The organism is Chryseobacterium sp. LAM-KRS1 (assembly GCF_013184525.1).
In the GTDB taxonomy this organism is placed as follows: domain Bacteria; phylum Bacteroidota; class Bacteroidia; order Flavobacteriales; family Weeksellaceae; genus Chryseobacterium; species Chryseobacterium proteolyticum.
On record NZ_JAAOIZ010000004.1, the window covers coordinates 52,909 to 65,874 of the forward strand.

The following is a 12,966-nucleotide window of genomic DNA, read 5'->3' on the forward strand; positions in this document are numbered from 1 at the left end:
GCTATTGATTATGAATAAATACCACCATTAATATTAATCACTTCTCCTGTAATATAGGAGGATTTTCGTGAAGCCAGAAATGCAACCAGATCAGCCACTTCTTCAGCCTCCCCAAATCTGTTTGCAGGAATCATTGCCTTTAATTCATCTTCATTAAACTCCTGCGTCATATCTGTTCTTATAAATCCCGGAGCTACTGCATTTACCGTGATATTTCTTTTGGCAACCTCCTGCGCAAGCGCTTTTGTTGCACCCACTAAGGCTCCTTTTGCCGCGGAATAATTGGTTTGTCCGGCAGTTCCTTTAACACCGGAAACTGAAACCATATTTATAATCCTGCCATATTTGTTACGCAACAATTTCTGAATGAAAAAATTCGTAACATTGAAAAAACCATTTAAACTGGTATTAATTACACTATTCCAGTCTTCGTTCTTCATCCACATAAACAAACCATCTCTGGTAATCCCAGCATTATTTACGATCACTTCAACCAATGCATCGGCATTACTTTCCTGCCAATCCCCTAAAACCTTAAGGGTTTCTTCTGCATTCCCCACATCAAACTTAAGAATTTCTCCAGTGGCTCCAAGTTCTTCAACTTTTGCCAATGTTTCCTTTGCAGCCTCTTCATTAGAAGTATAATTGATCAGTATATGATAATTTTTATCCTCAGCCAGTTTTATACAGATTGCCCTTCCTATACCTCTGGAACCACCTGTTACAATTGCACATTTCATCTCTTAGAATTAGTTTTAATTTTGAAAAAGTTCTGCATTATAAAACCATTTATTTCCCACCAGGGATCCTGTTTTATCAATAAAACCCCATTTTCCGGATTTCTTCACTCTGGAAACGCCGTCATTAAAACCTTTATTTTTTTCATTGAACCCAAAGCTTACTGAAATATCATAATCCATCGGAATAACAAGCTTACCGGAAGTATCAATGAATCCCCAATTCTTTCCCTTTACTGGAGCCAGGTTATCATTGCTAAAAACTTCAGCATCATTATATGCAGGTTCTACTACAAAGTTTCCTTTCATATCAATATATCCCCATTTTCCTCCTGAATATGCAGGAGCTAAATTTTGATTAAATGCCCTCGCCTTATCAAACTTAGGCTCTATCGCCCATTTTCCTGCTTTGTCAACAAATCCTATTTTTCCGTTTCTGCGGGCGTAGGTAATGGGCTGGTTTCCAAAATCCCAGATCTTATCCGCACCTTCAGCGATGGAAAAAGTACTTCCATCAATAATACCATAAGCTTTTCCTTTCTGCGCCCAGGTTGCTTCGTTCTTATATTCTCCGATATCGTTATATTCCACAGAAACAATAACTTTTCCGGCTGTATCAATAATTCCCCATAATCCGTTCTGAGAAATCCTCGCATAACCATTTTGAAAGGGTTTGATAACATCATATTCTGCGGGTATTACAACCTTTCCGCCCGTATCAAATGCTCCGATTTTATTTGAAACTTTCATTAAGGCAAGTCCATTGTTAAAATCGTATAATTTATCCGAATACGGCATGTTTTGCTTTTCTCCATTCTTATTGATATAGAACCAAATTCCGTCACGTTCCACAGCACAAAGTCCATCATTGAAATCCCTCGCCTTCGTGAAGGAAGGTTCGATAGCCATTTTACCATCTTTCCCTACAAACCCCCACATATCTTTGATTTTCACAGCTGCTAATCCGTCAGAGAAACTTCTTGCTGTTTCATATGCAGGTTCAATAACGTAATTTCCGGATTTATCAATATATCCTATTTTCGCCTTTTCTTTTACCAATGCAAGCTGCTGAGCAAATATACTTTGTCCCAATACGATAAGAGAAAGAATCAACACTTTTTTCATCCTTTGTTGTTTTTAAAATATTGTTTCACCTCTTCCAGAAAAGGATACATCACCATATCGTCAGAGAATGCCGGGATGATTTTTCTGATATCATCATATAAGCTTTTTGTTGAAGAAGACACTTTATCCTGGAAACCAAGATATTCGATTGCCTGAACAACTGTGATCGCTTCTATACTTAACACCTCAAAAGCATTTTCTATTACTTTTCTGCAAATAACCGCTGCATTCGTTCCCATACTTACAATATCCTGGTTATCATTATTGTTAGGAATACTGTGGACATACATAGAATTCGACAGCATCTGGCTTTCAGCAGTAGTAGAGGTAGCTGTAAATTGAACACCCTGCATTCCGAAGTTAAATCCTAATTTTCCTAAATTAACAAAAGGAGGTAAAATTTCATTGATCTTGGAGTTCAAAAGATAGTTCAATTGTCTTTCTGCAAGCATCGTTAATTTAGTTACGACCAGCTTTAGTTTATCCATCTCCAGCGAAATGTAATCACCATGGAAGTTTCCACCATGATATACATGTTTATTTTCAACGTTGATGATTGGATTATCATTTGCGGAATTGATCTCATTCTCAAGGACTTTCTCTGTATATTCCAAAGTATCCAGTACAGGTCCCAAAATCTGAGGAACACATCTTAATGAATAATATTCCTGAACCTTTTCTTTAAATACTTTTTCCTGCTCTTCGAAGTGGGTATACAAATGATCTTCTCTTTTTCTGATCAGTTTACTGTCAGATAAATGGGCTCTCATTTTTTCAGCAATTTTCTGCTGTCCATAATGTCTTTTAGTCCCGTTTAAAACCTCTGAGAAATGATCATCATAAGCCTGAACAATCTCATTAATCGCGCAGGAAAGCTTTATGGATATTTCAGTAAGCTGGTTCACTTTATAAGCATTTACAGCTCCGATACCAGACATTACAGAAGTTCCGTTCATTAAAGCTAATCCTTCCCTGATCTCAACTTTTATCGGCTCTAATCCTTCCGTTTCAAAAACTTTTTTTGTTGGTTGCCTATCTCCTTTATAAAATACTTCCCCTTCACCAATCAGAACCAATGCCAAATGGGCAAGCTGGACCAAATCCCCACTTGCTCCCACTCCTCCATGCTCAAAAACAAGAGGGATAACATCCCTGTTTATCAATTCTTTAAGTAAATAAACTGCAGAACTATGAACACCGGAATTTCCCAAAGACAAAGTATTAAGTCTCGCCAACATACAAGCCTTAACTTCGGCGGCAGGAAGAGGATTCCCAATTCCTGAAGAATGGCTTCTGATCAGGTTATACTGAAGCTGATGCGTGTCTTCATCACTGATTTTAAATTGAGCCATTGGCCCAAAACCTGTGTTTACACCATATATTACTTTATTTTTTGAAAATTCTTTTAAAAACTGAAAGCTTTCTTCCACCCTAGTTAAAAGTGTATCATCCAGTTCTATTTTCTCATTTTCAATAATAATTTTTTGAAAATCCCTCAGTTCTAAAAAGTTGTCTATTTTCATTAATCAGAAGTAATAGTAGATAATTTTATAAAATATTAATTAATTGTCACTAATTTTGCGGCAAAGATAGAAGTTATTATTAAAATAAAAAATCAAAGATGGGTAAAGAGTTTGTAGACGTTCTTGTAATCGGTGCCGGACCTTCAGGATGTGTATCTTCCTCATACTTAAAGAAGAACAACATCAATGTAAAGGTTGTTGAGAAAGCCAGATTCCCAAGATTGGTCGTTGGCGAAAGCCTAATTCCCAGAGTAATGGATCACTTTGATGAAGCCGGACTTTTCCCTGCCCTAGACAAAATGAACTTTGAAAAAAAACTGGGAGCCCGCTTCCTGAGAGGTGATGAAGTCTGCCTGTTTGATTTCAGTGACAAATTCGGAGAAGGTTGGGACTGGACCTGGCAGGTTCCCAGAGCTGATTTTGATAATACACTTGCCAACGAAGTCATCAATAAAGGAATTGACCTTGAATTTGAAACAGAAGTAATCAACATCAGGTTTGAAGGAACCGATTCTGTGACCACCGTAAAAAATAAGAATGGCGAGACGAAAGAGATCCATGCGAAATTCGTTATTGACTCCAGTGGTTATGGAAGGGTGTTGCCTCGTTTACTTGATCTGGAAAAACCTTCAAAACTATCTCCTCACTCCGCTATTTTTTCGCATGTTGAAGATATCAATAGAGAAACGGGAACGGAAGGAACCTTAATCTCTTTCGATATCATTGAAACTGAAGTATGGCTTTGGGTCATTCCTTTTTCTAATGGAAATACAAGCGTAGGAATTGTAGGTCCTACAGATTATATTGAAAAGCTTGCAGAAAATGGTGACACAACGGAAGCTCTCAGAAAAGCAATTTCACTCTCGGATTATTATGTGAAACGTTTTGGAAACGTAGACTTTATCTTTGAACCTAAAAAACTAGTTGATTACTCTTGCTCTGTAAAAAAACTATACGGTGACGGGTTCGCCCTTACCGGAAATGCATCAGAATTTTTAGATCCTGTTTTTTCATCAGGGATGGCTTTTGCTACAGAATCCGGAATGCTGGCAGCCAAACTTGCCATCAGACAATTGAACGGGGAAACTATTGACTGGCAAAAAGAATATGCTGATTACATATTATACGGTGTAGAAGTTTTTACCACTTATGTAAAAGAATGGTATACAGGAAACTTACAGGAGCTGTTTTTCCATAGACCGGAAAACGAAGATGTCAAAAGAAAAATATGTGCGGTCCTGGCGGGTTATGTATGGAATAAAGACAATCCTTTTGTAAAGAAGCACGATACCGTCATAAAAAATCTTGCTAACCTGATTAAAATAGAGAAACAACAAGAATTACAATAAAAAGCGGCCTAGTTTCAGGCCGCTTTTCTATTAGTTTAAAGTACTTTATTTCTTTTATCTATCTCATATCAATAAAAGTAATCGGTTTCCTGCTATTGGGATTATGTACAACTTTAGATAAAGTCTCAAATTCCACGATTTCAATCTTAGGACTTACCCTTAACTTAGCCCGGAAGTGATCCCGTACTTCGCTTACGAAATCTTCAGACTCACTATCCGTACTGATTTTAATGATGATCTCATCCAGCCCGATTTCATTAGATTGAATAACAATCTGATAACATTGTAAATTATTAAAATCATTCAAAATATCATTCATTGCAGGTGGATAGAGTGTTGTCCCTTTATATTTAATCATCTGCTGCTTCCTTCCGATCACAGGTCCAAGACGCATGGTGTTACGCCCGCATTGACAAGGCTCATAATGTGCTTTTACAATATCTCCTGTTTTAAATCGAAGCAATGGTATAGCTTCCACATCCAGAGTAGTAATAGTCAATTCACCACTTTCACCTTCCTGTACAGGATTTTCATTATCATCAAGTATTTCTGTAATGATCAGCTCCGGATGCTGATGTCCACCCACCTGAAACTCACATTCGGTAAATGCCGTACTCATTTCTGTGGAGGCATATGTAGAAAAAAGTTTAATACTCCATTTCTCCTTGATTTTCTGCGAAAGAATATTATCTGTAAAATCCTGGTTTTTGATACTTTCCCCAATACAAACAGCTCCATAAACGCTGGAATTTTTATAATCAATCCCATTCTTTTCTGCATAATCGATCATTTTTAGGAGAAAAGAAGGAACTGTGATCAGGTATTTAGGCTTATACCTGAAAATAGAATCCCATTGTAATTCCGGAATTCCAGGTCCCATCCTTACAACACTGGCACCCATTTTCCGCAGTCCCAGAAAATAAGCTAAACCCGCCATAAATCTTTTATCGATCGTAGTAATCATCTGCACTACATCTCCTTTCTGTACTCCCGCACAAGCAAAAGAAATAGCTTCATTATAAGCCAACCTTTCGAGATCTTTATCAGATAGCCCAAAGGTTACCGGATCTCCTAATGTTCCTGAAGTCGTACTGTAATCTACAATCTCCCCTGGAGGAATACAGAAGAAATCATGGTTATGCTGCTGCAGATCATTTTTGGAGGTGGTAGGAATCTTCCGTAAATCTTCCAAAGATTGAATATCACCACTGCTGATATTATTTTCTTTAAATAATCTCTGGTAAAACGGCGAGTTCTTTTCAAGATAAATTAGAAGTTCCTGAAGTTTTTTATCCTGAAACTGTTTAATTTCGGGAAGGTTTGATTTTTCGATTGATGGATAGAATTCCAATGATTTTATTTTTATGTAACAAATTTATTAAATAAAATATTGTAGAATGCATTCGGGTACAATGTATTCATGATTTTTAATTGTCGTGTATCCCCGATTGTTATCTGTGAAATGTAAAAGTTTGTGTATTCATGTTTCCTGCAGTATTGGTTGTTGTCACTTTTAGTGTATGTACACCCGAACCTTTAGGACATTTTTCATCAAAAAGATAAACGAAATTATCTTTTATTCTTGCAAAACGAAGCCATTTCCCATCCAGTTCCGCACGAAATGATTCTATATCTCCAATATCCGTTTTCCCTCTGAGGATCAAAGAACTGCCTGCTATAAGCGCACCTTCTTTCCAGTTTGGAGAAACCGATGGCACACTACTATCCAAAAGAATTCTTGCTACCCCCAATCTCTTAAACTGTCCTTCGACATAGCTACCATTCCACTTTCCTTTAATGAACTCTTTATCACTTCCATAGTTAAGCTCAATTACCAAGTGGTTCTTTTCTTCATCATTTAATTTCCGGTTGGGTTTTATTTTCAGAGCATAATGATCATGAATGGGAACATAGAGATTGTGTAATATGACAGCATTTGAAACTGCATCCGCATCAGATCTTTCAGACATTTTAAAATTAATTGCGTCATAAAGAGCATTTTTGCTCAAATTGATTTCCGCATTCTCTGTTTTTATTGTCCTTGCTTCATTAGGATGTATTGTCTGGGCACTCTCAACTATTCCTTCTGAAGTTTTAATCCATTGGATTTGGGTTGTTAGCCGACTGGTATTTCCATTAATATCTTTTAATACAATTTCAATATTATGAATCGTATCATCAGGAAGGTTTATAATCCCATTTGATCCGGAACTGTAATCAGAAAGTTTCATTCCCGGTAATACAGACAAATGCTGAATACTCATTTTATCACGAATGAACTTTGCGTAATCGATACAACCATTGATATACCGGGTATCATCATAACTCACTTTATCTATTATAAAGCTGTATATCAATTTATTATCCATCAAAAGCTGTGCTTTATAGATCCCGAGATTAAAGCCCTTATTAGCTTTATCCACAGCTTTAATGGCTAAGCTCACAACCGGAGAATTGACGTATATAATATTGGCCGTATAAGTATTTCCTGATTTTTTAACAGAGACATCATTCGCCCCGGGCTCATAGCTACTGAACCGTCTGTCATACCAATACAAACCACTCACTATGGGGGCAACATTGTCCGGAATGTTAAAACCAAACAACAACGGATTCAGGCACTCTTCCGTTTTTGTATCTCTGATTTCAAAATGCAGATGGGGTCCGGCGGATCCGCCGGTATTTCCACTTAAAGCGATCATCTGCCCTTTCGCTACAGGAAACTGGCGTGGAGAAAAAGTAATATCCTGCTCCCACTTTTCATCTTTATACTGCTTTTCTTTTACGAATGCGTCAAGCTGATCAAAATATTTGTTTAAATGGGCATAAACAGTAGTATAACCATTAGGATGTGTAACGTAAACAGCATTGCCAAAACCATAGCGTTCAACCTTTATTCTGCTTACATAACCTTCCGCTGCAGCTACTACGGGCAGGTTTTCCTGACTGTTCGTCCGTATATCCAGCCCCATGTGAAAATGATTTGACCGTACAGCACCGAAATTAGCCGCCAGCTGTATCGGGATATTTAAAGGATTTCTAAAGTAGTTTTGAGGATAGCTATTTTGAGCCAGCATCAGGTTCCCGCTCACAAAATAAATAATAAGCAATAATCTGGAAATGGTTTTCATTCAAATGGTTTTTATGTGTTATCTTAAAATTACGAAATTTTGGTTAATTATCAGAAAAGTCTCTTTTTCAAATGGATTTCACGGATTTTAAATTTTAACGCATAGATTCTATTTTCTATATTTATTTAATAGGAAGACACTTAATCTTATTGCCTTTTTTTGCTTCAATTAAAATGATGCTTTATAAATTAAAACATCGTATTAAAATCTTCATAATGTTTCAAAACCTGCGAGGAGTATTATTATGTTTTGGTTAAAACCAAATGATAAAATATATAATTTGAAAGTGGGCTAAAGCCCACTTCTATTGATAAAAACAACAAATAAATAAAACTCTTTCTAAATCATATACTAGAAAAATAAACGATTATACTATTACTAAACAGATTAATTTTTAATATTACTTACACAGAGACTTGTTCTATAGTTTTAATTTTATTTCTTATTTTCAAGGAAAACTAAATGTACACAATATGAAAAAAGAAAGATTATATTTCATCTATTATCTTGTGCTGCTTACTTTCGTAGCGGCAAATATTGTTTTCCTTATTAGCAAACCTGAAAGGAATATAGATTGGATAATTGCAATAGGTAATATAATATGGTCCTCTACATTATCTTTTTTTATTTTAAAGATGTATCGAAAAAACAGAAACGAAAGATCTCAATAAAATTATTTTACTTGAATAATTTAGACTGTATTTCATTTTAACAAGCCTCATAGATATCCAAAAGTCTATGGGGCTTTTTTATAACTTCATATATGGTTTTTATATAGTAAAACTCAGTATTTTGCCTTCTTTTTATTAACCGCTGATATATATTTCTGAAATTGAAGTTTTTAATAGATGATATCAAAATAAAACATATATTATAAACCGACAAAAAATCACTAAATTTGCCAACTTAATTAATCAACGATATTGAGATAATACAATGAGTCAATTTAAAGAATACAAAAACCTCAACCTTATTGATATAGCCGACAATGTTTCGGAATTTTGGAAACAAAATAAAACCTTCAATAAAAGTGTTGAAATTCGCGAAGGTAGCCCTGAGTTTGTATTTTATGAAGGTCCGCCTTCAGCAAACGGTATGCCCGGGATTCACCATGTAATGGCAAGAGCGTTGAAAGATATTTTCTGCCGTTACCAGACTCAGAACGGTAAACAGGTTTTCCGTAAAGCGGGTTGGGATACACACGGGCTTCCTGTGGAGCTTGGTGTTGAAAAGGAATTAGGAATTACGAAAGAGGATATTGGCAAAAAGATTTCTATTGAAGATTATAATAAAGCATGTCGTGAAGCGGTAATGCGTTATACAGACGTGTGGAATAACCTTACAGAAAAAATAGGATATTGGGTGGATCTTGATGATCCATATATTACCTATAAATCAAAATATATGGAGACTGTTTGGTGGTTACTAAAACAATTATACAACAAAGAGTTGTTGTATAAAGGTTATACGATCCAGCCTTATTCTCCAAAAGCAGGTACAGGACTTTCTTCACATGAGTTGAACCAGCCCGGAACATACCGTGATGTTTCGGATACCACCATAGTAGCTCAATTCAGAGTAAAAAAAGAAACCAGTGATTTGTTCAACGATGTAGAAGGTAATGTAGACATCCTGGCCTGGACCACTACTCCATGGACGCTGCCGTCAAATACAGCTCTTGCTGTAGGAAGAGACATTGAATACGTTGTTGTTAAAACTTTCAACCAATATACTTTTGAGCCTGTAACGGTTGTGTTGGCAAGAGTTCTTTTAGAAAAGAACTTTGGTAAAAAATATGTAGCAGGAACAGCGGAAGATTTTGTCAACTATACATCGGAGAGCAAAACAATCCCTTACCAGATTCTGAAAGAGTTTAACGGAGAAAAGTTAGCAGGAACTCAGTATGAGCAGCTCATCCCATGGTTTACGCCGTCTGAAACCCCTGAAAAGGCATTCAGAGTGATCATCGGTGATTTTGTGACAACTGAAGACGGTACCGGTATCGTTCATATCGCTCCTACTTTTGGTGCGGATGACGCCAGAGTTGCTAAAGAGGCCGGTATTCCTCCAATGTTGGTAAAAGATGAAAACGACAATCTTGTTCCGTTAGTAGATCTGCAGGGTAGATTTATAAGAGGAGAAAATGTTCCGGAAGTATTCTCAGGAAAGTATATCAAAAATGAATATTATGATGACGGGACCGCTCCTGAAAAATCTTGGGATGTTCATTTGGCAATTGTATTAAAAGAAGAGAATAAAGCTTTCAAAGTAGAGAAATATGTCCACAGTTATCCTCATTGCTGGAGAACTGACAAACCTGTATTATATTACCCATTGGATTCGTGGTTTGTAAAAATGACAGCCGTAAAAGACCGCCTGGTGAATCTGAACAAGGAGATCAACTGGAAGCCAAAAGCTACCGGAGAAGGACGTTTTGCCAACTGGTTAGAAAATGTTAATGACTGGAACCTTTCACGTTCCCGTTACTGGGGTATTCCATTACCTATCTGGAGAACGGATGACCTGAAAGAAGAGATAGTAATCGGTTCTGTAGAAGAACTATACAACGAGATCGAAAAATCCGTTGAAAAAGGATTCATGAAAGAAAATCCTTTCAAAGGGTTTGAAATAGGAAACATGACGGAAGAAAACTACTCTTTGGTAGATCTGCATAAAAATGTGGTGGACAAAGTTGTTTTGGTATCTGCATCAGGAAAACCTATGAATCGTGAAAGCGACCTGATCGATGTATGGTTTGACTCAGGCTCTATGCCTTATGCCCAATTGCATTACCCTTTTGAAAATAAAGAATTAATAGATAATAAAAAGGCCTTTCCGGCGGACTTCATTGCCGAAGGTGTGGATCAGACCCGTGGTTGGTTCTATACCCTTCACGCAATCGGAACAGCCGTTTTTGATTCAGTTGCTTATAAAAATGTTATGAGTAACGGACTTGTTCTGGATAAAAACGGTCAGAAAATGTCTAAGCGTTTAGGTAATGCGGTAGATCCGTTTGAAACTCTTTCCGTTTATGGCCCGGATGCTACACGTTGGTACATGATCTCCAACGCTAATCCTTGGGAGAATTTGAAATTTGATATTGAGGGCATCGATGAGGTAAGAAGAAAATTCTTCGGAACCCTTTATAATACTTATTCCTTCTTTGCATTATATGCGAATGTGGATGGATTCAATTACTCAGAAAAGGATGTGGAAAACCGTCCGGAAATAGACAGATGGATCCTTTCCGAACTGAACCTTTTAATTAAAGAGGTTAAAGCATTCTACGAGGATTATGAACCTACAAGAGTAGCAAGAGCGATAAGTAATTTTGTAAATGACAACTTAAGTAACTGGTATGTAAGATTATGCAGAAGACGTTTCTGGAAAGGAGACTACTCCGATGACAAGATCTCCGCTTACCAGACTTTATATACATGTCTTGAGGTAGTTGCTAAATTATCCGCACCAATTGCTCCGTTCTTTATGGATCAGTTGTATCAGGATCTGAATAAGGTAACAGGAAAAGAAAACTGTGATTCAATACACCTTACAGATTTTCCGGTTGCTGATGAAAGTTTAATCGATCAGGATCTGGTTGAAAAAACCCATTTAGCACAGCAAATCACAAGCATGGTATTCTCTCTTAGAAAAAAAGAGAATGTAAAAGTACGCCAGCCTTTACAAAAGGTATTGGTTCCTGTATTAGATTCCAAAGCTGAAGAACAGATTCTTGCAGTTGCGGAACTGATCAAACAGGAAGTGAATGTAAAAGAATTACAATTAATCAATGCAGAAGAAGCTTCTCATTTAATTGTAAAGCAAATTAAACCGAACTTTAAGGCATTAGGCCCTAAATTAGGGAAGGATATGAAAGTAGTTGGAAATGAAATTGCTAATTTCTCATCAGAGCAAATTGCTGATTTAGAAAAAGAAGGCAAAATAGCTATCCAAGGTTACGAAATAACAATGAATGATGTTGAAATTTCAACAAAAGACATTCCGGGATGGACAGTAACTTCTGATGGAAAAACAACTGTGGCATTAGATTTGACGTTGACAGACGAGTTGAAATCTGAAGGTGTGGCAAGAGAGTTCATCAATAGAATTCAAAACCTGAGAAAAGACAAAGACTTCGAGTTGACAGACAGAATAAATATCTTCATAGAAGAAAATTCACCATTCCTTGATAATATCAAGAAAAATGAAGAATATATTTCTGCAGAGGTCTTGTCAAATAAAATAGAAATTGTATCTTCACTTTCAAATTTTAACGAAATTGAGATAGATGAGGTTAATTTTAAGGTAAATGTTGAAAAAAATTAACATATAGTTATTGCATTTCAAATTCCATTTCATAATTTTATTAAAAAAGAGAAAAGAACATGTCAGACGAAAGAGTAAGATATAATGATTCTGATTTACAAGAGTTTAAAGCGATCATTAAAGAAAAAATAGAAAAAGCAGAAAAAGATTTACAACTGATAAGAGAAAGCTTTATCAATGACCAGAATAATGGGACTGATGACACATCGCCTACATTCAAAGCGTTTGAAGAAGGAGCTGAAACTCTTAGTAAGGAACAAAACTCGATCTTAGCAGGAAGACAGGAAAAATTTGTTCGTGATCTTAAGAACGCTTTAATCAGAATAGAAAATAAAACGTATGGTGTTTGCAGAGTAACAGGGAAACTGATTCCAAAAGAAAGATTATTGGCAGTTCCTCATGCTACCTTAAGCATCGAAGCGAAAAATATGCAGAAATAACCGTAAGGTTTGTAAAATAAATTTGGGTTTATATTGTATTAGCAGTAATACTTTATAAACCTAATTTTTAATTTATATCCATGAGCGAATATTTAATTTTAGGGTTGATCCTTATTGTGGTTTTATGGTTTTTCAACAGGGAGAGGATTAAAAACAAATTCTTTCCTGATCAGCACAAAAACTATACAATCGATGATCAGTTTAATTCCGATAAACGCGAAAGGGAAAAAGAAATTGACAAACTTTTAGGTAAGATGGGCAAAAACGGCATCAATGATCTTTCTCCAAAAGACAGAAAAAGACTTGACGAATTATCTAAGAAGTAAAAATCTAAA

The 12,966-nt window shown here is 36.2% G+C and carries 9 protein-coding genes; 4 read left to right on the plus strand and 5 right to left on the minus strand.

Features of this window, described 5'->3' with window-relative positions:
* Positions 1–8: 8 nt before the first annotated feature.
* The 3 genes from fabG to hutH are packed head-to-tail and all read right to left on the minus strand — an operon-like array spanning position 9 to position 3,385.
* Entirely contained in the window at positions 9–740 is a 732-nt protein-coding gene (fabG, locus tag G9C87_RS11285) for a 3-oxoacyl-ACP reductase FabG (protein ID WP_172281153.1), read from the minus strand.
* A gap of 15 nt (positions 741–755) precedes the next feature.
* Entirely contained in the window at positions 756–1,862 is a 1,107-nt protein-coding gene (locus G9C87_RS11290) for a WG repeat-containing protein (protein ID WP_172281155.1), read from the minus strand.
* Positions 1,859–3,385 carry a histidine ammonia-lyase gene (gene hutH, locus G9C87_RS11295; protein ID WP_172281157.1) on the minus strand — a complete coding sequence of 509 codons (1,527 nt, stop codon included), beginning with the start codon at positions 3,383–3,385 and terminating at the stop codon, positions 1,859–1,861. Before hutH ends, G9C87_RS11290 begins: the two co-directional genes overlap by 4 nt.
* A 98-nt stretch (positions 3,386–3,483) precedes the next feature.
* Between hutH and G9C87_RS11300 the strand changes: the two genes are divergently transcribed.
* Positions 3,484–4,734, plus strand: a complete 1,251-nt coding sequence (locus G9C87_RS11300) for an NAD(P)/FAD-dependent oxidoreductase (RefSeq protein ID WP_172281160.1) — start codon at positions 3,484–3,486, stop codon at positions 4,732–4,734.
* Between the two features lie 58 nt (positions 4,735–4,792).
* Here G9C87_RS11300 and G9C87_RS11305 read toward each other — a convergent pair whose 3' ends face one another.
* The gene (locus tag G9C87_RS11305) at positions 4,793–6,085 is read right to left on the minus strand and encodes a phenylacetate--CoA ligase family protein (RefSeq protein ID WP_172281162.1); all 1,293 of its coding nucleotides are present in this window, start codon (positions 6,083–6,085) and stop codon (positions 4,793–4,795) included.
* Positions 6,086–6,185: 100 nt separating this feature from the next.
* On the minus strand, positions 6,186–7,865 hold the full coding sequence (locus G9C87_RS11310; RefSeq protein ID WP_172281164.1) for a M23 family metallopeptidase: 1,680 nt from the start codon (positions 7,863–7,865) through the stop codon (positions 6,186–6,188).
* Positions 7,866–8,801: 936 nt separating this feature from the next.
* On the opposite strand from G9C87_RS11310, the gene ileS reads away from it, so the two are divergent.
* The 3 genes from ileS (at position 8,802) to G9C87_RS11325 (ending at position 12,957) form a co-directional block, all read left to right on the plus strand.
* A complete protein-coding gene (gene ileS / locus G9C87_RS11315; RefSeq protein ID WP_172281166.1) occupies positions 8,802–12,191 on the plus strand; it encodes an isoleucine--tRNA ligase in 3,390 nt (1,129 codons plus the stop codon).
* Positions 12,192–12,250: 59 nt separating this feature from the next.
* Complete coding sequence (locus G9C87_RS11320) at positions 12,251–12,631, plus strand: TraR/DksA family transcriptional regulator (RefSeq protein WP_034740299.1); 381 nt, start codon at positions 12,251–12,253, stop codon at positions 12,629–12,631.
* Positions 12,632–12,711: 80 nt separating this feature from the next.
* Entirely contained in the window at positions 12,712–12,957 is a 246-nt protein-coding gene (locus tag G9C87_RS11325) for a DUF6576 domain-containing protein (protein ID WP_172281168.1), read from the plus strand.
* Positions 12,958–12,966 lie beyond the last annotated feature (9 nt).

What these genes read in the sequence shown, in the direction of transcription:
- G9C87_RS11300 (WP_172281160.1), top strand. Translation starts at nt 3,484, where the DNA reads ATGGGTAAAGAGTTTGTAGACGTTCTTGTAATCGGTGCCGGACCTTCA.
- fabG (WP_172281153.1), bottom strand. Translation starts at nt 740, where the DNA reads ATGAAATGTGCAATTGTAACAGGTGGTTCCAGAGGTATAGGAAGGGCA.
- G9C87_RS11290 (WP_172281155.1), bottom strand. Translation starts at nt 1,862, where the DNA reads ATGAAAAAAGTGTTGATTCTTTCTCTTATCGTATTGGGACAAAGTATA.
- G9C87_RS11325 (WP_172281168.1), top strand. Translation starts at nt 12,712, where the DNA reads ATGAGCGAATATTTAATTTTAGGGTTGATCCTTATTGTGGTTTTATGG.
- ileS (WP_172281166.1), top strand. Translation starts at nt 8,802, where the DNA reads ATGAGTCAATTTAAAGAATACAAAAACCTCAACCTTATTGATATAGCC.
- hutH (WP_172281157.1), bottom strand. Translation starts at nt 3,385, where the DNA reads ATGAAAATAGACAACTTTTTAGAACTGAGGGATTTTCAAAAAATTATT.
- G9C87_RS11310 (WP_172281164.1), bottom strand. Translation starts at nt 7,865, where the DNA reads ATGAAAACCATTTCCAGATTATTGCTTATTATTTATTTTGTGAGCGGG.
- G9C87_RS11320 (WP_034740299.1), top strand. Translation starts at nt 12,251, where the DNA reads ATGTCAGACGAAAGAGTAAGATATAATGATTCTGATTTACAAGAGTTT.